The 22,925-nt window shown below is 64.3% G+C and carries 15 protein-coding genes; 7 read left to right on the top strand and 8 right to left on the bottom strand.

What is annotated here, in order from left to right:
• Window positions 1-20: 20 nt before the first annotated feature.
• Window positions 21-1,967 (bottom strand): sensor histidine kinase, encoded by a 1,947-nt coding sequence (locus AC097A_RS07645; protein WP_479620377.1) that lies wholly within the window; start codon window positions 1,965-1,967, stop codon window positions 21-23.
• 17 nt (window positions 1,968-1,984) lie between these two features.
• Window positions 1,985-2,680, bottom strand: coding sequence for a response regulator transcription factor (locus tag AC097A_RS07650; protein WP_479620940.1), 696 nt, complete (start codon window positions 2,678-2,680; stop codon window positions 1,985-1,987).
• Window positions 2,681-2,815: 135 nt separating this feature from the next.
• On the opposite strand from AC097A_RS07650, the gene AC097A_RS07655 reads away from it, so the two are divergent.
• The 5 genes from AC097A_RS07655 (at window position 2,816) to AC097A_RS07675 (ending at window position 14,695) form a co-directional block, all read left to right on the top strand.
• Window positions 2,816-5,047 carry a hypothetical protein gene (locus tag AC097A_RS07655; protein WP_479620378.1) on the top strand — a complete coding sequence of 744 codons (2,232 nt, stop codon included), beginning with the start codon at window positions 2,816-2,818 and terminating at the stop codon, window positions 5,045-5,047.
• A gap of 20 nt (window positions 5,048-5,067) precedes the next feature.
• Window positions 5,068-7,080: a hypothetical protein gene (locus AC097A_RS07660; RefSeq protein ID WP_479620379.1), complete on the top strand. Its 2,013-nt coding sequence runs from the start codon at window positions 5,068-5,070 to the stop codon at window positions 7,078-7,080.
• A gap of 12 nt (window positions 7,081-7,092) precedes the next feature.
• The gene (locus AC097A_RS07665; RefSeq protein ID WP_479620380.1) at window positions 7,093-10,320 is read left to right on the top strand and encodes a tectonin domain-containing protein; all 3,228 of its coding nucleotides are present in this window, start codon (window positions 7,093-7,095) and stop codon (window positions 10,318-10,320) included.
• A 22-nt stretch (window positions 10,321-10,342) separates the two neighbouring features.
• On the top strand, window positions 10,343-11,668 hold the full coding sequence (locus AC097A_RS07670) for an NAD(P)/FAD-dependent oxidoreductase (protein WP_479620381.1): 1,326 nt from the start codon (window positions 10,343-10,345) through the stop codon (window positions 11,666-11,668).
• A 114-nt stretch (window positions 11,669-11,782) separates the two neighbouring features.
• Window positions 11,783-14,695: an aconitate hydratase gene (locus AC097A_RS07675; RefSeq protein WP_479620382.1), complete on the top strand. Its 2,913-nt coding sequence runs from the start codon at window positions 11,783-11,785 to the stop codon at window positions 14,693-14,695.
• On the opposite strand, the gene AC097A_RS07680 is transcribed toward AC097A_RS07675, so the two are convergent.
• Window positions 14,692-15,594: a LysR family transcriptional regulator gene (locus tag AC097A_RS07680; protein WP_315479988.1), complete on the bottom strand. Its 903-nt coding sequence runs from the start codon at window positions 15,592-15,594 to the stop codon at window positions 14,692-14,694. The genes AC097A_RS07675 and AC097A_RS07680 overlap by 4 nt on opposite strands.
• Window positions 15,595-15,720: 126 nt before the next feature.
• Here AC097A_RS07680 and AC097A_RS07685 point away from each other — a divergent pair, with 126 nt between their 5' ends.
• Window positions 15,721-16,365 carry an NAD(P)H-binding protein gene (locus AC097A_RS07685; protein ID WP_315479989.1) on the top strand — a complete coding sequence of 215 codons (645 nt, stop codon included), beginning with the start codon at window positions 15,721-15,723 and terminating at the stop codon, window positions 16,363-16,365.
• Between the two features lie 49 nt (window positions 16,366-16,414).
• Here AC097A_RS07685 and AC097A_RS07690 read toward each other — a convergent pair whose 3' ends face one another.
• From AC097A_RS07690 to AC097A_RS07700, 3 genes are all read right to left on the bottom strand, one after another.
• A complete protein-coding gene (locus AC097A_RS07690) occupies window positions 16,415-17,047 on the bottom strand; it encodes a hypothetical protein (RefSeq protein WP_479620383.1) in 633 nt (210 codons plus the stop codon).
• Window positions 17,048-17,179: 132 nt separating this feature from the next.
• Window positions 17,180-17,836: a cation efflux transmembrane domain-containing protein gene (locus AC097A_RS07695; protein ID WP_479620384.1), complete on the bottom strand. Its 657-nt coding sequence runs from the start codon at window positions 17,834-17,836 to the stop codon at window positions 17,180-17,182.
• Between the two features lie 75 nt (window positions 17,837-17,911).
• Complete coding sequence (locus tag AC097A_RS07700; RefSeq protein WP_479620385.1) at window positions 17,912-19,369, bottom strand: sensor domain-containing diguanylate cyclase; 1,458 nt, start codon at window positions 19,367-19,369, stop codon at window positions 17,912-17,914.
• 87 nt (window positions 19,370-19,456) lie between these two features.
• Here AC097A_RS07700 and AC097A_RS07705 point away from each other — a divergent pair, with 87 nt between their 5' ends.
• A complete protein-coding gene (locus AC097A_RS07705) occupies window positions 19,457-20,632 on the top strand; it encodes an FAD-dependent monooxygenase (RefSeq protein WP_479620386.1) in 1,176 nt (391 codons plus the stop codon).
• Between the two features lie 82 nt (window positions 20,633-20,714).
• Here AC097A_RS07705 and AC097A_RS07710 read toward each other — a convergent pair whose 3' ends face one another.
• Both AC097A_RS07710 and AC097A_RS07715 read right to left on the bottom strand, forming a co-directional pair.
• Window positions 20,715-21,647, bottom strand: a complete 933-nt coding sequence (locus tag AC097A_RS07710) for a LysR family transcriptional regulator (protein WP_479620387.1) — start codon at window positions 21,645-21,647, stop codon at window positions 20,715-20,717.
• 231 nt (window positions 21,648-21,878) lie between these two features.
• The gene (locus AC097A_RS07715) at window positions 21,879-22,883 is read right to left on the bottom strand and encodes an alpha/beta hydrolase family protein (RefSeq protein ID WP_479620388.1); all 1,005 of its coding nucleotides are present in this window, start codon (window positions 22,881-22,883) and stop codon (window positions 21,879-21,881) included.
• Window positions 22,884-22,925: the final 42 nt, after the last annotated feature.

Genomic DNA, 22,925 nt, shown 5'->3' on the forward strand with positions numbered 1-22,925 from the left:
GCCTCCGCACAAACCCTAGTTCAAACGGGGCTTGCGGGTGGGCGCACCAGCGGCAGGTGCAGCGTGAAGGTGCTGCCCTGCGGGCCCGATTCCCAGCTGACGCGCCCACCCACGGTCTGGGCCCGGCGCTGCTGGTTGTGCAGGCCGCGCCCACCGGGTTTGGCCAGGGCGGCGGCCACGTCAAAGCCCTGGCCGTTGTCCGCAATCACCACCTGCACCGCGTCGCCCTGGCGCGCCGTGTGCACGCGGATGGTGGTGGCGCGTGTGTGGCGCAGGATGTTGGCAATGCTCTCCTGCACGATACGCAGAATGTGCAGCGCGCTGGACGGGTCCAGCCACGTCAGCGTGGGTAGCTCCTGCACCTGCCAGTCCAATTGGATGCCGGTACCCTCCAGCCGCGGCTCCAGTCGAAAGCGCAGTGTGGCCAGCAAGAGCAGCAGGTCGGCCTCCACCGGCTCCATGGAGTCGATGGTGAGTTTGAGGTCGTCCAGGCAGTCCTTGAGGATGTGCGAGACCCGGGCGTCGCTCAGGCCGCCGTGCTCCACTGAGCGGATGGCGCTGATCAGCGTCGAGCCCAAGCCGTCGTGCATGTCCTGCATGAGGCGCTGGCGCTCCCGGCTCAGGGTTTGCTGCAGCTCCACCTCGCGCAGGCGCTGGTGGCTGCGCTCCAGCTCGGCCTCACGGGCCTGCAGCCGGTCGGCCAGGTGGGCGTTGAGCTCTTCCACCGCGCTGATGGCATGGGTGTAGCGCCGGTACATGAGCCCGCCGAAGACGAGAAAGGTGACCGCGTTGGCGTAGGCACCGAAGTACAGGCTCTCGGGGCTGACGAAGTTGTTTTGCAGCAGCCAGTCCGACAGGCCAAACAGGATGCAGGCGACAAAACCGCTGGCCACCAGCCGCCCTTCGCGCGAGGTGCGCCAGGCTGTCACCCCGCCGACCAGCGCGACGATGGTGCCCATGCTGCCCGCCAGTGCGTAGACCAGGGGTGTGACCTTGGCAGTGTTGGGCAATACCGCCAAGGCCGGCAGTGTTAACACGCCAACTAACAGCGTGGCACCCAGCACCCCGCGGTTCAACCAGCGCTGCGGGCGGCCATGCACCATGCGCAGAAAAAAGTGCACCGTCACCACCAGCCAGAACAGGGAGTTAACCGTCAGCCAGGCAAACCAGTCGTTGCTCACGGGCCGGTCCACATAAAAGTGCAGGCTGCGTAAAAAGGAGGTGGCGGCCAGGGCAAAAAACAGCAGATAGCCGCTCTCGTGCCGGCGCCGCAGCCACACAAAAAGTGCAAACACGCCTACTGCCAAAAATGCCGCGCTGAGCAGTGCGGGCAGTTCCAGCTGCAGCCAATGGCGCAGGTCATGGCGCCCGCGCAGTGCCGCTTCGGGGCCTAGCCAGAGCGAAGACACCGCGACCTGGGTTTTGGCCGCATGTTCCACGCGTAGCAAGATTTCGTGCACCGGCTGGCTGCTGGTGTGTGTATCCAGCACCCCCCACAAAGGGGTGCGCGTGCTGTTCCACAAGGGGCCCCGCGCCTGGGCGCGGTGCACCAGGCGACCATTGAGGTACACGGCAATGGTGCCGTCGGTCTTGATGCGCGCGCCATACAGGGCCAGCACCCCTTCCGGGGCGGGCTGCGGCGGCACGGTCACGCGCAGCCAGGTCACGCGTGCCGCGGGTGGGGCTGCCGCGCTGCCTGCCTGGCCCAACAGGGCAATCGGCAGTGCCAGGGGCAGGGCCACGGGCTGCCAGTGGGGCGCCAAGGTGCTGCTGTCTTGGGTGGCAGGGGGCGCGCTGAAAGCCGGCGCTTCTTGTACCTGCCAGTCTGCGTGGGTGAGGTGCAGGGCGGCATGTGCAGGGTTGGGTGTTGTGCTTTCTGCGGTGGCAGACAGCCAGGCGCTGGCGGCTATGGCCGCGGCCACCAGAAGCGCAAACAACACATAAGCGAGGCGGTGGCGAGCGGCCATGTGTGTGCCCATTCGCCCTAGTCGGGCAGCAGGCCCATGGTCCTGGCCTCGTAGATGGCTTCGGCTTTGGAGTTGACTTTGAGCTTGCTGTAGATGCGCCGCACAAAGGTGCGCACCGTGAAGTGGGACAGCGCCATGAGCTTGGCGATCTCGTGCGTGGTGAAGCCCTTGGTGATGTAGTCCAGCACCTCTTTTTCGCGGGCTGACAGCGGTGACGGCATGTCGGGGGCAGTGCTTTTGGGGCTGGGTGTGGAGCCGGGGGCCTGGCGAAAGCGCGCCAGTATCTGCCGCGCAATGATGGGGCTGATGGGGCTGCCCCCGCTAGCCAGGCTGCGAATTTCGTCCAGCACCTTGGCCGGCGAGCTGTCCTTGAGCAGGTAACCTGCCGCCCCGGCTTCAATGGAGCGCATCACATGCGTCTCGTCCCCAAAGGTGGTGCTAACCATGATGCTGCAGCTGGGCCACAGCTGGACCGCGGCTTGGATGACGGCAATGCCTGAGCCATCGGGCAGGCCCAGGTCTACCAAAAGCACGTCGGCCGGTGGGCCCTGCAGCAGGGCCAAGCCCGCGGCCCGGGTGGCGGCCTGGCCTGCCAGGTGCATATCCGGCGCCGCATGCAGCACCCGAGCCAGTGCATCGCTGAAGCTGGGGTCATCTTCAACGATGGCCACGTGGATAGGGTGGGCGTCTGGGGCGGGCGGCTCGGATTGCATCGGACCGACATTGTCCAATGAACGGCAGGCGTGTTTGTAGCGCGTTTTGACTACAGACAAGGGCAGGGCGTCTACCTATCATCGCGCAGCTGGATTTCGTCAGCCTTTGCCACCGCCTTTCGTAAGGAACACCCCATGCCCATCCGGTCCGTCTTGTTGAATGGGGGGGCTGCAGCGTGGCTGCGTGCCTTGGTGCTACTGGGCCTGGTCTTGTGTTGGGGCGGTGGCGTGTCTGCGCAGTCGCTGGGCAACACGTTGCGGACCAACCAGTCCATCAAGACCAACCAGTACCTGGAGTCGACCAACAAGACTTACCGCGCCACGGTGTGGCCCGATGGCAATTTCATCATCCATGCGGTCAACGTCAATCCCTGGCGTGAAGTCTGGTCCTCCAAATCCAACAACACACGCGCTGCCAACGGCACGGTGGTGATGCAAGGTGACGGCAACCTGTGTATCAACGGCCCCAGCGCTTCGGGCGTGTGGTGCAACTACAGCAATGGTGCGGGTGGCAGCTACTTTTTGATTTTGCGAGATTCCGGGGATATGGAGGTCTACCGTGGCGACCCTGCCAACACAGGCGCCGCCGTGCTGGTCTGGACTTCGTTGCTGGACCCGGTCTATTACTCGGCCAAGTACCCTGATTTGAAGAACGCCTTTGGTGGCGACGCCCGGCGCCTGATGGACCACTGGATTACCTATGGACGCCAGGAGAGCCGCTCGCCCAAAAACGGCATCAGTGACGAAGGCCGCCAGCGTGCACTCAGTGTCAGCCTGGACACGGTGTTTTATGCGAACAAGTACCCCGACCTGAAAAATGCCTTTGGCTACGACGCAGGCAGGCTGTACGAGCACTGGATGAACTACGGCATGCGCGAGGCACGTATGCCCAACCGCGCTACCGACGAACTGATGGCCCCGCCACCGCGTTCGGCCAATGGGCGCGATGTCATGCGTTTGGGTGACTGGTTGAGCCAGGGTGAAACCATGTGGTCGGCCAACCGGCGTTTCCGCCTGGACCTGCAGCCCGATGGGCAACTGGTCATTTACGAAGGCAACCCCAGCAACAACAGCCGCCGCTGGTTCCAGAGCCATGGGGGCATTCCGGTCGATCCGCAGCGCCAGTACTTCATGGTGATCCAGCCCGACGGGCACTCGTGCACCTACCAGGGCACCTTGGCCAACAACCGCGGTTTTGTGGGATGTTCGCCATCCGGCGCCGGTGGACCGATTGGCCGCTACTTCCTGGCGCTGCAGGACGACGGCAACCTCGTGGTCTACAAGGGCAACGGGCCGAATGACAACCGCGGGTGGATTTGGGACCGCATCACCACCAAACCGTCGTCAGGTTTCAACCTGCGGGCCGTGGCCGAATCGGTTACCACCTTTGTGGTGAACACGGCCAATACGGTGGCGGGGGGAACCACGGCTGCTGCCAACACGGTGGCCGGGGGAACGGTGGCCGCGGCCAACGAGCTGGCGCGTGAAGCCACCAGCGTGGCCAACCAGGTGGCGACCGGCACGGTGGACGTTGCCAACAAGGTGGCCAACACCACCGAGAAGGTCGCGGTGACGGTGGGGCGCTCGGTGGAGCAGGGCGGCAAAGTCGTTGGTAAGGAAATTGTGCGCAATGGCGAGATCGTGGGCTACGCAGTGGCCGATCTGGCGGTGGACGCCTGGAACCTGATCAATGCCAACTGCGGTGTGATTGGGCGGCGCGTGTTTCCCCTCGATGCCTACTTCAAAGGCACCAAGCAGGTGTCTTCTCTGGTGAGCACCTACGGCAATGCCGACATGAAGAAGAAGATCAACGAGGCCAACCAGTGTTTCGAACAGGCGCAAGACGGCTTCTACTGTGCCTTCCCGGCAGAGCTGGCCAAGATCGTGAGCCAGTCGGCGCAGATCCCCGGCAACATGATCAACCTGAGTACCCGCGTATTCAACGAAGCCAAAACCCAGGAATGCCTGATTGCGGGCGCTTCAACCATCACGTTTGGTGCCATGGGCCTGCAGGTGTGTGCACTGGGCAAGGTGGTGGTTCACGATGCGCAGAAAGCCTACGCATGTTTCACCGCGGCAGAGGCCAAAGGTGTGATGACCAGGTTCTTGCCAGCGGGCTCGACCGGAAGCGGTTTCCCCTCCAAGGCCGCCTGCGAAGGTATCGGCGAGCTGGCCTTCTCGGTGGCCGAAAAAGTGGTCACCAATGGACTCAGCGCCGAGGCCAAGGCCGCCACGGCTGCAGGCAAGAGCCGCACCATGGCCATCGTTGCGGACCAGCTACTGACCGTGTATAAGATCGCGGGAAGTGCATCTACCTACAACAACCTCGTAGGTGAACTGGACACCATGCCCGAGTGCAGAGACTAAAACCCATGCCTACTTTGACCATGAACCCCACCCCCTTTGTTTCCAACCGTCGCATGGCTTTTCCGGTGCGCAGTGCGACCACCTTGTTGTCGGTGCTGGTGTCGGTTGGGCTGGTCGGCTGCGAATCTATGGGCAGCCTGGCCAAGAGCGAGCAGGAAAGCCCGCTGACCAACGCACAGCCCAGGACCAACCTGTACAGCAGCATCCCCAAGGACAAACTCACCACCGCACCACGCATGCTGGCGGCCGAGGGCATCAAGGCGCTGGATGCCAAGGACTTTAAGAAGGCCTCGGACCTGTTCAACCTGGCGGTCAAGACCGACATGTCCAACTCCTACCTGCACTTTCTGAATGGCGTGGCCTACCAGATGCGGGGCCTGAGTGGCGAAAGCAGCTTGTTTGCGCTGGCTGAGCAGGGTTTTGAGATGGCCACACAGTTTGATGCGTCCAATTGGTTGGCCCGCTACTACAGCGGTTTGCTGGCCATGCAGCAGCGCGACTTTGGCAAGGCCAAGCAGCGCCTGGCCGATGCCGCGCTCTATGCGGGCAACGAGCCCGAGCTGCTGTACGACCTGGCCGTGGCTGCCTACTACGACCGTGACCCCAAAGTGGCTGCCGCTGCATTGGAGGGCTTGCGCACGCTGATGGACACCCGCCCCGAAGACCCGACCGTGCTGCGCGCCTCCGCCATCGTGGCGGCTTCACTGAACAACAAGGTGGAGGCTGAAAACTACCTCACCCGCCTGCGCAAGGCGGCGGTGGGGGCTGAAGACGTGAAGCAGGTTGAAGTGCGCGTGGACTCCTGGCTGCGCTCTTACCAGCGCGCGGGCATGATCAAGACGCAAACCCGCAGCGGCTTTCCCTTTGGCTCTGGCAGCAGCGCGGCCCCGGCGGGCGGCGCCTTCCCCGGCAGCACCGGCAACGCTGCTTTCCCGGGCGCGGCAGTCAACCCCTACGGTGCTGCATTGCAACCGGGTGTCCAGGGCATGCCCGGTATGCAAGGCATGCCAGGCATGGCCGGTGGTACCGGCTTTGTGGAAAAACAAATGGCGGTGGTGGACGTGAGCATCATCAGCACCGAAGAAGACAACACCCAGGCCATGGGCGTGAACCTGCTGGATGGCCTGAAGATCCAGTTTGGCAACCCGCTGACCCAGACGCCCGCTTTTTCCAGCACCGGTACCAGCAGCAGCACGACGGACAACATCAACGCTGGCAACTCTACCGGTACCAACAGCAGCGTCATCACGCGCTTGATTCAGGTGCCGGCGCTGACCTACAGCCTCAACATCGCCAACGCCAACGCCAAGCGAAATGAAGTGCTGGCCCGGCCCACGCTGGTGGCACTGGGCAACCTGCCGTCCAACTTTTTCTCGGGCCAGGACATCGTGGGCGCTGCGGTATCGGGCGGGCAGGGCAGCTCGGTGCAGATCCAGAAGGAAGTGGGCGTCAAGCTCTCCGTCACGCCTGAGTTTTTGCCCGACAACCTGATCAAGCTCAATGTGGTGGCCGAGCGTACCTTCCTGGCCATCCCCAGCACCAGTGTGAAGTTCGACTTCCGGCTGGACACCAACAAGACCATGGTCAACGCCAATGTGGTCATGAAATTTGGCGAAACGCTGATTCTCTCGGGCCTGTCCGAGCGCGACCAGACCAAGGACCGTGATGGTGTGCCGGTGCTGCAAGACGTACCCATCGTGCAGTACCTGTTCTCGCGCAACGTGACGCGTGACTACTACAAGTCGGTGCTGATTTTGCTCACGCCGCGGCGTACCCAGTACACCAACCGCGCCGAGGCCGACATTGCCGCCGAGCGCGCCACCATGACGCCCAGCGAGGTGGCCATGGCCGAGTTTGAAGACAAGTACAAGCCCTGGTTCAAGCCCACCCCCAACGTGGGCGAGATCACCCAGGCGCTGGAGAGTGGCACGTTGTACCGCGAGTTCCGCACCGGTGACATCGCCGCCTCGTGGAAACGCATAGAAACCACGGAAGACCGGTTGCGCGCCGCTGTCCGCTTTCTGTACTACTGATGCGGCCCTGGTGTGAAGCACCTTTTATTTGTTCTGTTGTGCTGCCTGTGGCAGCCCGCGTTCGCCCAGACCCAGGCTAAGCCCGCTTCGCCAGAAGCCACCGCGCCCGTGGTGGCCGAGCGCCTGGCCTGGACCGCGCTGCGCGGCAACGCCATCGACCTTTCGGTCGGCGCCGACGGTGCGGCCTTTTCACTCGACCCGGAGGGACTGGTGTGGATGCGCCGCCCCGGGCCGGCCAGTGGCTGGGTCAACCTGCCGGGTGTGTTTGCGCGCATCGACGCGGCCAGCGAACGCAGTGCCTGGGCACTGGATGCGCAGGGGCTGGCCTGGCGCTACAACGGAACTTTCTGGCAGGCGGTGATGAGCCCCGCCGCCGCCGATGTGGGCGTGGGCTCCATGGGCCAGGCCTACCTGGCTACGCGTGATGGAGCGCTGCTGCGCTGGGATGCGCGCCAGGGATTTGTGGCTGTAGCGGGTGCACCAGCCGGTGTGGCGCGGGTCGATGTGGACGACCGCGACCTGCCCTGGGTGGTGCTGCGCGACACCACGCTGCAGCACTACGACGGCCGCGCCTGGGTGCGCCTGCCGGGCCAGGCGCAGGACATTTCAGCCGGGGTGCGCAACAGCGCTTTCATGGTCAGCACCGCGCAGCAGCCGCTGCGCTGGAACGCCGCTGTGGGCGCCTGGTCGCCTCTCTTGGCCGTGGCCTCGCTAGTGGCCGCGGGGCCTGACAACAAACCCTGGATCGCCACCCCCGATGGCCAGATTTTTACCAACGACACCGGCAACCCGGCCAAGGCCAACCGACCGGCGGTGGAGTCCAACGTGTTCTCGCGCAGCTACGTTTGGCGGCGGGTGCAGGGCCGGGCCAAGACGCTGAGCATCGCAGCCAAGGGCCAGGTCATGGCGCTGGGGCCGGACGGTGAGGTCTGGCAGTGGAAGGGCAAAGACCTTTGGCAGCGCCTGCCCGGCACCTTCGAACGCATTGCCGTGGGCCCGTCGGGCAACGCCATGGCGGTCACGGCCCAGGGCCGCATCTACAACTGGCGCGGCTCCCAGTGGCTTGAAGCAACCGGCCAGGCGTTGGACGTTGCCATCACGCCGCAGGGGGCTGCGTGGATTTTGTTGCCCAACGGCAGCCCCGCCTACTGGGACCCGCAGGGTGGCTGGCTCTCGCTGCTGGCGCCCAGCAATGCGGTGCGCCTGGCCGTGGGCTCGTCCAATGTGCCCTGGGTGCTGACGCGTGAAGGGCAGGTGCAAAGTTATGAAGACGGTGCCTGGCAGCCGCACGAAGGCGTGGAGGCCACCGACCTGTCCATCAGTCCAGAAGGCACGGTGTTTGTGGTGCGCAAGGACCGCACACCGGCACGTTATGACGACTTCCTCAAACGCTGGGAATCCATCACTACCGAGGCGGTGGCCATTGCCGCAGGGCCGGGTGACAAGCCCTGGGTGGTGAACCCGCGCGGCGAGGTCTATGCCTCGTCCCTCTTTGAAGAGGCGGCGGTGTCGGGCGGCGAGTGCAGTGCGGCCGTGGGTGGACGGGCGCCCGATTTTCGGCAGGCCGACTTCCGCCAGCTGCAAGGCGCAGCGCGCCACATCGCCATCGGCAAAGACGGCAATGTGATGGTGGTGGACACCGACAGCAACCTGGCCCAGTGGCGCAACCTGAGCCAGCGCTTTCGCAGCTTTCCGGGGCAAATGCAGCGCATTGCCATCGCGCCGGATGGCAAGCCCTGGGGTGTGACCGCCAAGGGCGAAGTCTGGCGTCACGATGGCAGCAAGTGGTTGCTGGTGCGCAGCATTTTCACGGCGCGCGACGTGGCGGTGGCCTGCAATGGCACGGTCATGGCTGCGGCCAGCGACGAGTCGCTCTACCTGTACAAACCGGCGCAGGATACGTTTGAAAAGGTGATGCCGCCGCGCCTGGACGACCCGGCCCCCAAGGGCAAGAAGCTCGCGCTGGATCCGTCTGGCCGGCCTTGGACCATTCGTGACGACTGGGTCTACCGCTGCGATGTGCAGCCCTGCGAGCGCCAGGCGCTGCGCGCCAAAGAGATTGCCATTGGTCCCGAGGGCACGCTCTTGGCCGTGGACCTGGACGGCAACCTGCAGTCCTTCAACGCCCGTGACAACCGCTGGGACCGCACCGGCCTGATGGGCGTGGTGGCTGTCTCCATCGGCCCCGGCGGCAAACCCTGGGTGGTGCGCAATGGCACCGAGGTCTGGGCCAGCGCGCTGTTCAACCGCAAGGAAGACCGCGACGACCTCACCGCCGCTGCTACCCCCAGCACGCCGGTCAACACCACCACCGCGGTGTCACCGTTCACTTTCTCGAGCACGCTGTTGTTTGACGAAGTGACTTACAAAGGCATGGGGCCCGCCGTGGCGATCCATGCCATCGGCATCGGTGCCAGTGGCAAGGTGATGGCCGCCCGCGGCACTGGGGCCGGGGCGGTGGTGGCCTATGACGCAGCCCAGCAGGCCTTTGTGCCCGGCAACCTGCCCATGACCCCCGGTGGTGAATTCGACGGGATTGCCATTGGCCAGGCCGACAGCCTGTGGATCTGGCGGCACCCGGTGAACGGCGCGGTGAACGGCGGAATCTGGACTTACAAGAACAATGCCTGGCAGGCCGTGAATGGCGTGGCCGCGCTGGGCATCAGCGATGTGCCGCTGCCCGCCTTTACCAAGCGCTGGCTCGATCTGGCAACGCTGGCCGACGGCAGCATTTACGTGATGGGGCCGGACACCGGTGGTGCTGGCGTGCAAGAGAGCACGCTGTACCGCTACAACCCGGCCAGCAGCCAGTTTGTAGTGGCCCCCTTCCAATTGCCTGGCAACGAAGACGCGATGGCCGTAGAGCCCAACGGGGCGGTGTGGCTGGTGCGTTCGGACACCAACAGCCCCTTCACGCGCCGCGCCTTCCAATACCTCAACAACGCCTTCTTCGAGCGCCCGCCGCCGGCCGGCGTCACGCTGTGCCCGACCTTCCCGGCCTCGGATCGGGCGGTGCCGGGTTGCATGGCCTCGGGCGCCAACGGCTCGGTGTTTGCCATCGGTTTGCAGGGTGGTGCACCGCGTCTGCTGCGCTGGAATGCGGCCAGCCTGCAGTGGGATTTGGTGATGACCTCGCCCGCGGTGACACAGATCCGCTACCTGGCCGTGGCGCCCGACGGGCGCCCCTGGATGATCGCCAGCACCGACGGCGTCAATTTCCGGGTCTTCAAGTCGCGCTGACGGCCGCTGCTACTATGGGGTCATGACGACCTCAACCTCTGCAGCGCGTGCGCGCATTGTCATCATCGGCTGTGGTTTTGGCGGGCTGGAGGCGACCAAAGCCTTGCGCCACGCCGACGTGGACATCACGGTAGTGGACCGGCAAAACCACCATCTTTTCCAGCCGCTGCTCTACCAGGTAGCCACTGCGGGTCTCACCGCCCCGGCGATTGCCGAACCGATACGCCGTATCTTTCGCCGCCAACCCAACGTGACCGTGCTGATGGCTGAGGTGACGGGGCTGGACGCGCAGGAGCGCACGGTGCAATTGGGCGACGGCCAAACCCTGCCGTATGACCATTTGATCGTGGCCGCAGGCGCCACCCACAGCTACTTTGGCCATGACGACTGGGCGGCCCATGCCCCCGGCCTCAAGACCCTGGAGGACGCCTTTGTCATCCGCCGCCAGATGTTGATGGCCTATGAAAAGGCCGAAAGCCTGCCCGTGGACGCACCCACTGTCGAGCGGGGTGCCTTGCTTACTTCGGTGGTGATTGGTGCCGGCCCCACCGGCGTGGAAATGGCGGGCACCATGGTGGAGATTGCGCGCCACACGCTGAAAGGGGAGTTCCGCCGCTTCCAGCCCCATAAGGCGCGTGTGTTGCTGATCGAGGGCGGCCCACGTGTGTTGGGCAACTACCCGCAGGCGCTGAGTGAGAGCGCCCAACGCCAGCTGGAGAAAATTGGCGTGGAGGTGCGGCTGGGTGCCCGTGTCACGCACATCGATGCGCAAGGCATTACGGTGGAAGAGGGCGGGCAAACCCAGCGCATCGCCGCTGCCACCGTGGTTTGGGCGGCCGGCGTGGCCGCGTCGCCGCTGGGCAAGCTGGTGGCCACCACCACGGGTGCCACGCTGGACCGGGCGGGCCGCGTACAAGTGCTGCCCGACCTGAGCCTGGCGGGTCACCCCGAGATCAGTGTGGTGGGGGACTTGGCGGCCGCCTTCAGCCATGTGCCCGGCAAAGACCCCGCTCCCGTGCCCGGCGTGTCACCGGGGGCCAAACAAATGGGCCGCACTGCAGCCGCCAACATTGTGCGGCGCCTGCAGGGGCTGGCCGGGCTGCCGTTTCGCTACGTCAATTACGGCGACCTGGCCACCATTGGCCGCAAGGCTGCGGTGGCCGATGTGGGCGTGCCGCTGCTGGGCCAGCTGCGCTTCACCGGTTTTCCGGCTTGGCTGTTCTGGCTGTTCATCCACGTGTTTTTCCTGATCGGGTTTCGCAACCGCCTGGTCGTGATGATTGACTGGGCCTGGTCGTACTGGACCTTTGAGCGCCACGCTCGCATTGTGGTGAAGCAGGACAGCTGAAGGCGCCAATTTCTCTGAAATCGTGCGGGCTTGAAGCGGCCCGCACTGCACGTGTAATGCAATCGCGCCACAATGGTCGCAGTGCCTTTTGCCATCCCGCTACAGGAGAGTCCCATGCCCCACGCTTTCGCCTCCACCCTCAAGAACTTCAAGACCGCGTCCGGCAAGGCCGGCAAGTTCTATTCGCTGCCCGCGCTGGCCAAGCAATTTCCCAATGTGAGCCGCTTGCCGGTGTCCATGCGCATCGTGCTGGAAAGTGTGTTGCGCAACTGCGATGGCAAGAAAGTGACGGCCGAGCATGTGGCCGAAGTCGCCAACTGGAGCCCCACGGGCCACCGCACCAACGAGATTCCGTTTGTCGTGTCCCGCGTGGTGCTGCAAGACTTTACCGGCGTGCCGTTGCTGGCTGACCTGGCCGCCATGCGCAGCGTGGCGATCAAGCTGGGGAAGAACCCCAAACGCATTGAGCCGCTGGTGCCTGTGGACCTCGTAGTGGACCACTCGGTGATGGTGGACCACTACGGCAAGAAGAATTCGCTGGACCTGAACATGAAGCTGGAATTCCAGCGCAACCGCGAGCGCTATGAGTTCATGAAATGGGGCATGCAGGCCTTTGACACCTTCCGCGTGGTGCCGCCCGGCTTTGGCATCGTGCACCAGGTGAATTTGGAATATTTGGCACGCGGCGTGCACAAGACCAAGGCAGACGTGTACTACCCCGACACCCTGGTGGGCACCGACAGCCACACCACCATGATCAACGGCATCGGCGTGGTCGCCTGGGGCTGCGGCGGCATTGAAGCCGAGGCCGCCATGCTGGGCCAGCCGGTGTACTTCTTGACACCGGACGTGGTGGGCTTTGAGCTGACTGGCCGACTGCGCGAAGGCGTGACCGCCACCGATCTGGTGCTCACCGTGACCGAAATCCTGCGCAAACACAAGGTGGTGGGCAAGTTCGTTGAGTTTTATGGCGAAGGCACCCGCACACTGGCACTGCCAGACCGCGCCACCATTGCCAACATGGCACCCGAGTACGGCGCCACCATGGGTTTCTTCCCCGTGGACGAAAAGACCATGGACTACTTCGCGGGCACCGGCCGTACCAAGCCGGAGATGGAAGCCTTTGAGGCCTACTTCAAGGCGCAGGGCCTGTTTGGTGTACCCAAATCAGGTGACATCGATTACTCGCAAGTGGTGAAGCTGGACCTGGGCAATGTGACGCCCAGCCTGGCCGGCCCCAAACGCCCGCAAGACCGCATCGAGCTGGGCAAGGTGGCCAGCCAGTTTGAATCGTTGTTCTCCAAGCCCAATGCTGAAAACGGCTTCAACCAGAGCGCCGCCGTGTTCCACACGCGTCATCTGGCGCGTACCTGGGACGAGCCACTGAATGTCAAAGTGCCCAAGGCGCCCGCCACACCGCCGGGCGCGCCACGCCAGGTGGTGGAGATGGAAGGCAACAAACCCACGCTGGCGGCCAACCATGCGCCCAACACCGCTACCACGGCCGTGGCCGCAGGCAGCGGCTCGGACCTCACCATCGGCAACGGTGACGTGTTGATTGCCGCCATCACCAGCTGCACCAACACCTCCAACCCCAGCGTGCTGCTGGCCGCGGGCCTGTTGGCCAAGAAGGCGGTGGAGGCCGGGCTCAAGGTCAAGCCTCACATCAAGACCAGCCTGGCGCCCGGCTCGCGCATCGTCACCGAATACCTGACCGAGGCTGGCCTGCTGCCGTACCTCGAAAAACTGGGCTTTGCAGTGGCGGGCTACGGCTGCACCACCTGTATCGGCAACGCGGGCGACCTGACGCCCGAGCTGAACGAGGTCATCACCACCAATGACCTGATTTGCGCCGCCGTGCTCTCGGGCAACCGCAACTTCGAGGCACGCATTCACCCCAACTTGAAAGCCAACTTTTTGGCCAGCCCACCGCTGGTGGTGGCCTACGCCATCGCTGGCACGGTCAACCGCGACCTGATGACCGAGCCGGTGGGAAAAGGCAAGGGCGGCAAAGACGTGTACCTGGGCGACATCTGGCCGACCAGCGACGAGATCTACAAGCTGCTGAAGTTTGCGATGAAGGGTAAGGCCTTCCGCGAGAACTACGCCAAGGTGAAGACCGAGCCCGGCAAGCTGTGGGACAAGATCAAGGGCGTGGCCGGTCAGGCCTACAACTGGCCTACCAGTACCTACATTGCCGAGCCACCGTTCTTCGCCGATTTTGCTATGGATTCAGTAGCTGCTCGCGCAGGTAGTACGGGTGCTACAGGCCTAAATGGCACTGAATCCTCGGTGCAGGGTGCCCGCATCATGGCGCTGTTTGGTGACTCCATCACCACTGACCACATCTCGCCCGCAGGCTCCATCAAGGAAAGCTCGCCGGCCGGGCAGTGGCTGCTGGCGCATGGCGTGCAAAAGGCCGACTTCAACAGCTACGGCGCACGCCGCGGCAACCACGACGTGATGATGCGCGGCACCTTTGCCAACGTGCGCATCAAGAACCTGATGATTCCCGCCGACGCTGCCGGTTCGCGCGAAGAGGGCGGTGTGACGATTTACCAGCACGACGGCCCGGACCTTGGTCACAAGATGTTCATCTACGACGCTGCCATGCAGTACATGGCCGACGGTGTGCCCACGGTGATTTTTGCAGGCGAGGAATATGGCACCGGCTCCAGCCGCGATTGGGCGGCCAAGGGCACCCAGCTGCTGGGCATCAAGGCCGTGGTGGCCAAGAGTTTTGAGCGCATCCATCGCTCCAACCTGGTCGGCATGGGCGTGCTGCCGCTGCAGTTCAAGGGTACAGACTCCTGGCAGTCGCTGGGCCTCAAGGGCAATGAGCGCATTGACGTGATCCCTGATGCGAATCTCACGCCGCAGAGTGACGCCACGCTGCGCATCACACGTGCTGATGGTTCTACGCAAGAGGTCACGCTGACGCTGCGTGTGGACACGCCGATCGAGGTGGACTACTACCGTGCGGGCGGCATTTTGCCGTTTGTGCTGCGCCAGTTGCTGCAGGGTTAAGCGGTCTTGGGCTCCAGCGTGGCAAAGTGCTGGACCAGCAGCGCCAGCGCGTGGCGCACCTTGGCGGGCTGTTCGCCGCGGCGTGCCGTGATGGCGTAGGCCTCGTAGTCCGGTGGGCTCCAGTCCGGCAGCACCGGCACCAGGCGGCCATCGGCCAGGGCACGGCGGTCGTCGTCGCTGAGCACAATGCTGATGCCCCAGCCCGCCACGCACAAGGAGTGCAGTGCCGTCACCTGCGTGGCCGACGCCCGGGAGGTGACTTGCACGCGCGCCACTTGCCCGTCGCTGCTGTGCAACTGCAGCAGTTCTTGCCCCGCGGCCTGCGGGCGCCCGCCTAGCCAGTCGTGCCGGGCCAGGTCGGCAGGGTGCTGGGGCCAGCCGCGGGCGGCCAGGTAGGCGGGCGATGCGCACAGCTGGGCGCGCAGCGTGCCCAGTTTGCGGGCCACCAGGCTGGAATCCGGCAGGCCGCCCACGCGCACCGCAATGTCCACCCGCTCCGCAATCACGTCCACCAGCGCATCGTCCATCAGCAGCCGCAGGCTGAGTTTGGGAAAGTTGCGCAGCGGTGCCAGGGCCGTGGCCAGCAGGCCACCAAACCCAATCGGTGCGGCAATGCGCAACTCGCCTTCGGGTTCATCCCGGTGGTGTTCCAGCGCCTGGTCGGCCGCGCGGGCTGCGGCCACCATGGCGGTGCAGCCCTCCACATAACGCGCCCCGGCCTCGGTGAGCGTGAGTTTGCGGGTGGAGCGGTGCAGCAGCGCCAGGCCCAGCGCAGCCTCCAGCTGGCGCAGGTGCTGGCTCACGGCCGAGGGCGTCATGCCCAACTGGCGGGCCGCCGCACTGAGCGAGCCACTGGCCACTACCTCGGCAAACACCGCCATACGTTTGAGTTGGTCCATGGATTAAGGCTTGGTTTGTTAGTTTTACTTCACAGTGAAAGCGAAATTTACCGCCTATTCAGATGGTTGTGAAGTAATCACACTAGCGGCTTCTGTTTCCCGTTCCTTTTTTTCAGGAGTTTTGTTATGAAAATCGCTCTGATTGGCGCCACCGGCTTTGTAGGCACCCCCGTATTGGCAGAACTGCTGAGCCGTGGCCACCAGGTCACCGTGCTGGCCCGCAACCCCGGCAAGCTGGCCGCCCAAACCGGCCTGACCGTGGTGGCCGCCGACGCGCTAGACGCCGCCCAAGTGGCCAAGGCCGCGGCCGGCCACGACGCCGTCATCAGCGCCTACAACCCTGGCTGGACTGAACCGAAGATTGCCGAGATCTTTTTGCAAGCCACGCACGCCATCTTTGCGGGCGTGAAGCAATCGGGCGTGAAGCGCTTGTTGATGGTGGGCGGCGCAGGCAGCCTGTTTGTGGCGCCTGGCGTGCAACTGGTCGATACCCCCGAGTTCCCCGCCGAATACAAAGTGGCCGCGGGTGCCGCACGTGACGCGCTGAACTTGATCCAGAAAGAAACCACGCTGGACTGGACCTTCCTGTCCCCCGCCATGCTGCTGAACCCCGGCGTGCGCACCGGCCAATACCGCGTGGGCGCCGACGCCCCGCTGTGGGCCGAAGGCGGCGCACCGGGCAGCATTTCGGTGGAAGACATGGCAGTGGCTATCGTCGATGAAATCGAAACACCGAAGCACATCCAGAAGCGCTTTACGGTGGCGAACTGAAGCGAATCGATATACCCACCCTCAGCAATGGGGCTGGGTATAGGACGGACTAAGTTGTGCGTTGCGTTTCAATGAGTTTCAAGAAATTCTTCATATCTGGAGTTTCAGTGTGGCGCGTTTGAATGTGCGGATGGTAGGTTTGCTGGTCTGGCCCCCAGTCAAAGTAAATGCCAGTGCGAGGCTCGCAGAGGGACTTCGCGTGTCCTTCGCCAATGGAAACTTTGACCTCCATTAATTCGAACGGTGCTTGCTGACCAACTGCTTTTGCGAATATTTTGAGTGTGTACGCACCAGCGAGAAAGGGAAAGTCCGCGCCATCTTCTGGGAGCAAGAAATGATGGTCAAACGTAACGCCATCTTGAGGAACAAATAGCCCGCTGCCTCGCTTCAGACTTCCTTTCTCTCCGTAAACCCAAATATTGAAATTTTGTTTGGACTCATTGCGCTGCAGAGAAAGAAAAAGGCTTTCAAGGACAAAGCCCCGCTTGGCTGTGCAATACAGCAATGTCCGCAAATAGACCTTACTCTTGCCGCTATCAAATGCCGATCCGTCAGGGCCAAAGAACACCACGGTGGGTTGGGTCATCATCAGCTGACCTCTTCGGAAGAGGGTTAGCCAAGCGGTAATGGCTGAAACTATCAACGCGATGAACGAGACAGACAAACTGAGCCAGGCGGACATTTCTTCTCCCTAGATTTTGTAGCTGCTCGATTTATAGCTGAATCCTCATTCAGTTTCTATCACGCTATAAAAAAAGAAGCTGCTTGCGCAATATCCATGGGCGCTAGCAGCCAATTTGATATAGATGTCCAGCTAGTGCGAATGCCCGTGGTGGTCATGGTCACCCCCGGTCTGCGCCAGTTCCCCCCGCGCCTGCCGCCACACCTGCCAACCGCCTTGCAGCGCCAGCGCGGCCATACCTACCGCCACCAGCAGGTCGGGCCAGCCGCTGCCGGTGCCGAGCACGCCCAGGGCGGCCAGCATCACGGCGATGTTGCCGATGGCGTCGTTGCGGGAGCACAGCCACACGCTGCGCATATTGGCGTCGCCTTCCCGAAACGCGTAGAGCATCCAGGCCACGGCCACGTTGGCGGCCAGTGCCAGAAAACCCACAACGCCCATGGTGGTGGCGTCGGGCACGGTGCCTTGCCACAGGCTCCAGGCGGCGCGGCCCAGCACCAGCAGGCCAAAGCCCATCATGCTGACGGACTTGAGCAAGGCCGCACGCGCACGCCAGGCCAGGGCGGCCGACAACACGGCCAGCGAGACGCCGTAGTTCAGCGCGTCGCCGGCAAAGTCAATCGCATCGGCCAGCAGTGACAAGGAGCCGGAGCGCCAGCCAGCCGCCATTTCCACGCCAAACATGGCCACGTTGATGATCAGCGCCGTCCACAGAATGCGGCGGTAACGCGCGGGGTTTTGCAGGGTGTCGACGGCCGGGGTTTCGTGTTCGCAGCAGTGTTGGCTCATGTGTGTTCCTTTAGATACTGCATTGGAAACCCTGAAGCCACTGTAGAGTCAAACCCCTTTTTGCAGCAGGGTGTCTCAGTTGCGGCGGCGCTCTAGCTGGGCCAGTTCGTAGTAACGCGTCTTGGCTTCAAACATGGCCTGGTCGGCCGCGTGGATGGTGGACTCCACCTCCGCCGCGCTGTGGCAAGACGCAATGCCAATCGCCAGGCTGAGTTTTTGCCCGGGGTAGAACTGGTTGTTGAGCTCCAGGATGGACTCGATGCGCTCGCGCAGGCCCAGCGCTGCACGCTCGTCGCTGCCCGGCATCAGCGCCACAAACTCGTCACCGCCAATGCGCGCCATGCACAGGGGTTGCTGGTCGCCCGCGGCCTTGGCCAGCACCTCGCCGGCACGGCGCAGCATGGCATCGCCAGCGGCATGGCCCTGGGTGTCGTTCACAGCCTTCAGGCCATTCAGGTCCATGGCCACGATGCTCAGCGGCCAGGGGCCCTTGCGTGAGATGCGGTTGAGCTCCTCCACATAGAAGGCCCGGTTGCGCAGGCGCGTGAGTGCATCGTGCTTGCCCAGGTACTCCAGGTAGGCCTCGGCCTTTTTGCGCGCGGTGATGTCCACCAGCGAGACCAGCACCATGTCCCAGTCGGCCTCGTGGCCCGGCATCACGGCAAACTGCATGTGGATGTTGATCAGCTCGCCGCTGAGCGAGTAGTTCACCACCTCGCGCGTCTGCATGGTTTTGCCGTTCCACAGGTCCAGCAGCTGGTCTGCAAACGACACACTCATCTCGCCCTTGAACACCAGGTCCAGCTTGCTCAGCAGGTCGCCGCGGTTGGTGGCGGCAAACATGTCCAGCGTGTGTTGGTTCACCTCCAGCACGCGGATCTGCTCCATGCAGCGGCCCACAAACTCGGGGTGTACGCTCAAAAACACCCGAAAGTCCTGCACGCCCGAGTAGCGCACATCGTCCATCAGCCGCTTCACACCGCTGAAATCTTCCACCCACAGCGACACGGGCGACAGGTCAAACAGGTTGCGCGCATGTTGCTCGCTGCGTTCCAGCAGCTGGCGTGCCTGGGTGTGCGTGGTCATGTCTTGCAGCGAGACCATCACGCGGTCCCAGCGGTCCTCGTGGCCCTGCAAGATACGCACGTGGATCTGCACATCCAGGCGCCGCCCGTCCAGTGTGTAGTTCACGCTCTGGCTGGAAAACTCCAGCGCACCGTTCCACATCTGGCACAGCTCGCTCACCATGCGCTCGAACATGTCACCGCGAAACACCTCTGGCAGGCGGGCAATCAGCTCCTCCTGGCTGCTGGCGGCAAACAGACGCAGGGTTTGCTGGTTCACCCGCAGTACCTGGTAGCACTGCGAGCACTGGGCGGCACGCGCCGGGTCGGCGCGTAAATGGGCTTCCAGGTCCGTCACGCCCTGGGCACGCCACTGGTCAAACAAGTCCTTTAGGGCGCTGTAGTCCTCCAGCCACAAGGAGATGGGGGCGGAGTCAAACAGCAGTTCAAAGTCGGTGGAAGCAGTCATGGTCTGGGCACAGAAAAACGAGGTCACAAGCAGTGTAGCTGCGCAAGGTCAAACCGCAGCGCCCATACGGCATGGACAATGGCGGACATGGACACATCGATGGTGATAGCGGGCGGCGGGATTGGCGGTTTGGCGACCGCCCTGGCCGCCGCACGTGCGGGCCTGCCGGTGCGGCTGCTGGAGCAGGCCCCCGCCTTTGGCGAGGTGGGCGCGGGCATTCAGTTGGGGCCCAATGTGGTGCGTGTGTTGCAGGGCTGGGGCCTGGGCGACGCGCTGCGCCGTGTGGCCGCGTTTCCGGCCCAACTTGAGGTGCGCAACGCGTTGAGCGCCGAAACGCTGGGCGTGCTGCCGCTGGGCGCGCAGACCGTAGCCCGCTACGGCGTGGCCTACGCCACCCTTGCGCGGGCTGATCTGCACACCTTGTTGCTCCAGGCGGTGCAAACGCACCCGGTGGACCTGCAGCTGGCCACCACGCTGACCCAGGTGCAGCAGGATGCAGAGGCGGTGCACCTGCAGACAGCGGCAGGGCAGACGCTGCACACCCCCCTGCTGGTAGGGGCCGACGGCCTGTGGAGCCAGGTGCGCCAGCACCTGTTACCGCACAGCCCACCGCGCGCCACTGGCCACCTGGCCTTCAGAGCCCTGGTGCGCCAAGACGCCTTGCCGGCCATGCTGCGCAGCCAGGTGGTCACCGCCTGGCTGGGCCCCAAATTCCACGCGGTGCAGTACCCGGTGCGCGGTGGCGAATGGCTCAACGTGGTGGCGATTGTGCAAGGCCATGCCGCGGGCGACCCGCAGTCCTGGGACCACAGCGCCAACGCGGCCGAGCTGCGCGCGCGCCTGGCCAATGCCCAGGCCCCGCTGTTGGACCTGATCCACGCGATTGATGAATGGCGCCTGTGGCCGCTGTACGACCGGCCGCCCCTGGCCAGCGCTGCCGAACATGCCCAGCGGCGTATTGCCCTGCTGGGGGATGCAGCCCACCCCATGCGGCCCTACCTGGCGCAGGGCGCTGGCATGGCGATCGAGGATGCGCAGCAGTTGGTGGCCTCGTTGCAGGCCCAGCCGGCCGATGTGCCAGCGGCGCTGGCGCACTACGCGCAGCAGCGCTGGCAGCGCAATGCGCGCGTGCAGGCGCGTGCGCTGCGCAACGGCCAGATATTTCATTTGCGTGGCCCACTGCGCGTGGGGCGCGATGCTTCGCTGCGGCTGCTGGGTGCGCGGCTACTGGACTTACCCTGGTTGTACGGCTATGGCGCCTGATTCACCATTGGTTTATTTGCTATTTATTTGATAGCTGCTTGCGCAATACCTACGGGGGCTAGGGCACTAAAAGGCTTGTATTTCAGCGCAGCAGGCTGGCGCCTTGCCATTGGCCCGTGCTGCACAGCTCGCGCACCAGCGCATGGGTAAGGCGCTCCACCGCCTTGGACGCCACCGACCCCGGAATATGGCCCGAGGCACACAGGGCCAGCGTGCGCGTGAGCGGCGGGCTACCCACCTTGGTGGCGTGCAGCAGGCCGGTCTCTATCTCGTGCTGAAACGGCATCAGCGGCAGCAGCGTGCGCCCCAGCCCGGCTAGCAGGGTGGTGCGCAGGATGCTGATGGAGCTGATGTCGGCCTCCACCTGCGGCGGTGCCAGGCCGGCGCGTGCGGCCGCGTGGTCAATCGTGGGGCGCACGCCGTGGGGGCTGGCCGGCAGGGTTAGCGGCAGGGCCAGCGCTTGTTTGAGCGAGATGCTGGATTTGCGCTTCTTGCCGTCTTGCGCGGGCTCGATCAAATACAGCTGCTCACGGAGCAGCGATGTGTTCGCAAACTCTGACAGTTGCCCGTCGTCAAACAGCACCGCCAGCTGGATCTGGCCGGTGCGCAGCTGTTTGCTCAGGTTGCCGGTCAGTTCTTCGGTCAGCTCCAGCTGCACCTGGGGCAACTGCTGGCGCACCGCCCGCAGCAGCGGCAAGGCCAGCGCGTGAGACACGCTGTGCGGAATGCCAAATACCACCTTGCCACTGGGCGCCACGCTGTCGCTGCGTGCGCTGGCAATCGCTTCATCCGCCTGGCGCAGGATGGACACCGCGTGCGGAAAAAACCGGCTGCCCGCCTCGGTCAGCTCCACGCCACGGCGCGAGCGGTGGAACAGGGGCGTGCCCAGCTCGTCCTCCAACTGGGCCACCTGGTGGCTCAGGGCCGACTGGGCAATAAACACCCGCTCTGCCGCCTTGGAAAACGATCCGCTGTCGGCAATGGCAAGAAAGTAGCGGAGTTGGCGCAGTTCCATAGGGTGGGGGTAGAGTAGGTCGCCATCGTAGCCTATCTATCTGGATTCAAGATGCTTGCATATGAAATGCATATTGGACAGATGGATGGGCGCACCGTCTAATCGCTTCACCCACTCTGCTGCCTTGCACTCTTTGGCTACCCGCCAGAGAGCCAGCCGGACCGGGCGATTGCAGGCAGCAGGGGCACTCCATACCCGGGGTGTCGTTGGTGGGTTTAAGGCCGGTACGCCTTAGCCTTTGAGTTGCGGTACCGCCGCTTCGATGTCGTCCAGCAGCCGCGGCCACAGGCGTTCGCCAATCTGCCGGCGGAAGGGGCCGAAGTGGCCAATGCTTGGCACGCCCAGGTCGACGGGCGTCACATGCCGCAGCTCCGCCACGCCCGGCGCAGCAGCAAAGGCCTGCTGCAGTGCCTCCACCACACGGCGCGGGCCAAACACCTTGTCATCGCTGATGGCCCACAGGTGGGCGGTGCCGGTCCAGCGGTGCGCGGTCACCTCCACCGTCGGGTCGCTGGTGAAGTAGCCCGGCATCAGGCCCCAGCGGCTCCAGTCTCGTGCGGCTGCGGCTGGCAGGTCTTCACCCCCGCCTATGGCCCAGCCCGGCAGGCCGCCCAACAGGCGCACGCACAGCGGCAGCCAGAAGCCGAAGAAGAACAGGGCACCCAGGCGCTGGTGCCAGCGTGGCCACAGGCGCCAAAACGGCAGCTGCGCCGCCACACCAATCGCCGCGTCAATGGTCTCCAAGCCCTGGCATTGCGCCAGCGCGTGGCCACCCAGCGAATGGCCCACCCACAGCGTGGCCAGCGGAGTGCCGGTGCCTGCCTGCGCCCGGTGCTGTACGGCGGCAAGTGCGGCCTGCAGGTCCTGCTGCATCCAGTCGCGCATGCTGATGCTGTGGGCCGGCTGCGCGGCCAGGCGTGATTCGCCAATGCCGCGGTAGTCCAGCGTGATGACGGCGTACCCCCGGGTACACAACCAGCGGGCAAAGGCGCGGTAGTAGTGGCGCGGCACGGCGGTGGCCGGCGCCATCAGCGCCACGGCCCGCGCAGGTGTGTGGGGCTCAAACACCGTGGCCCACAGCTGCGTGCCGTCCTGCGTGGTGAGGCACAGGTCCAACTCGGTATGGCGCTGGCCCGGCGGGGCTTCAAAGGCCTGCGTCAGGTGCTGCATGGCGGGTGTCATGTTGGCCGTGGGCAGCCAGCGCGACACGATGTCTTGGGTGTTGGTGGAGGTCATGGTGCCATCGTCCCCGGTTTGGCGGTGCTTGACTAGACGGCG

The organism is Rhodoferax sp. XS2R6 (genome assembly GCF_056521365.1).

Excerpts from the sequence above, each read along its gene's own strand:
- AC097A_RS07700 (WP_479620385.1), bottom strand. The coding sequence starts at position 19,369 with ATGACTGCTTCCACCGACTTTGAACTGCTGTTTGACTCCGCCCCCATC.
- AC097A_RS07655 (WP_479620378.1), top strand. The coding sequence starts at position 2,816 with ATGCCCATCCGGTCCGTCTTGTTGAATGGGGGGGCTGCAGCGTGGCTG.
- AC097A_RS07660 (WP_479620379.1), top strand. The coding sequence starts at position 5,068 with ATGAACCCCACCCCCTTTGTTTCCAACCGTCGCATGGCTTTTCCGGTG.
- AC097A_RS07675 (WP_479620382.1), top strand. The coding sequence starts at position 11,783 with ATGCCCCACGCTTTCGCCTCCACCCTCAAGAACTTCAAGACCGCGTCC.
- AC097A_RS07690 (WP_479620383.1), bottom strand. The coding sequence starts at position 17,047 with ATGTCCGCCTGGCTCAGTTTGTCTGTCTCGTTCATCGCGTTGATAGTT.
- AC097A_RS07710 (WP_479620387.1), bottom strand. The coding sequence starts at position 21,647 with ATGGAACTGCGCCAACTCCGCTACTTTCTTGCCATTGCCGACAGCGGA.
- AC097A_RS07705 (WP_479620386.1), top strand. The coding sequence starts at position 19,457 with ATGGACACATCGATGGTGATAGCGGGCGGCGGGATTGGCGGTTTGGCG.
- AC097A_RS07670 (WP_479620381.1), top strand. The coding sequence starts at position 10,343 with ATGACGACCTCAACCTCTGCAGCGCGTGCGCGCATTGTCATCATCGGC.
- AC097A_RS07695 (WP_479620384.1), bottom strand. The coding sequence starts at position 17,836 with ATGAGCCAACACTGCTGCGAACACGAAACCCCGGCCGTCGACACCCTG.
- AC097A_RS07715 (WP_479620388.1), bottom strand. The coding sequence starts at position 22,883 with ATGACCTCCACCAACACCCAAGACATCGTGTCGCGCTGGCTGCCCACG.
- AC097A_RS07685 (WP_315479989.1), top strand. The coding sequence starts at position 15,721 with ATGAAAATCGCTCTGATTGGCGCCACCGGCTTTGTAGGCACCCCCGTA.
- AC097A_RS07680 (WP_315479988.1), bottom strand. The coding sequence starts at position 15,594 with ATGGACCAACTCAAACGTATGGCGGTGTTTGCCGAGGTAGTGGCCAGT.
- AC097A_RS07650 (WP_479620940.1), bottom strand. The coding sequence starts at position 2,680 with ATGCAATCCGAGCCGCCCGCCCCAGACGCCCACCCTATCCACGTGGCC.
- AC097A_RS07645 (WP_479620377.1), bottom strand. The coding sequence starts at position 1,967 with ATGGCCGCTCGCCACCGCCTCGCTTATGTGTTGTTTGCGCTTCTGGTG.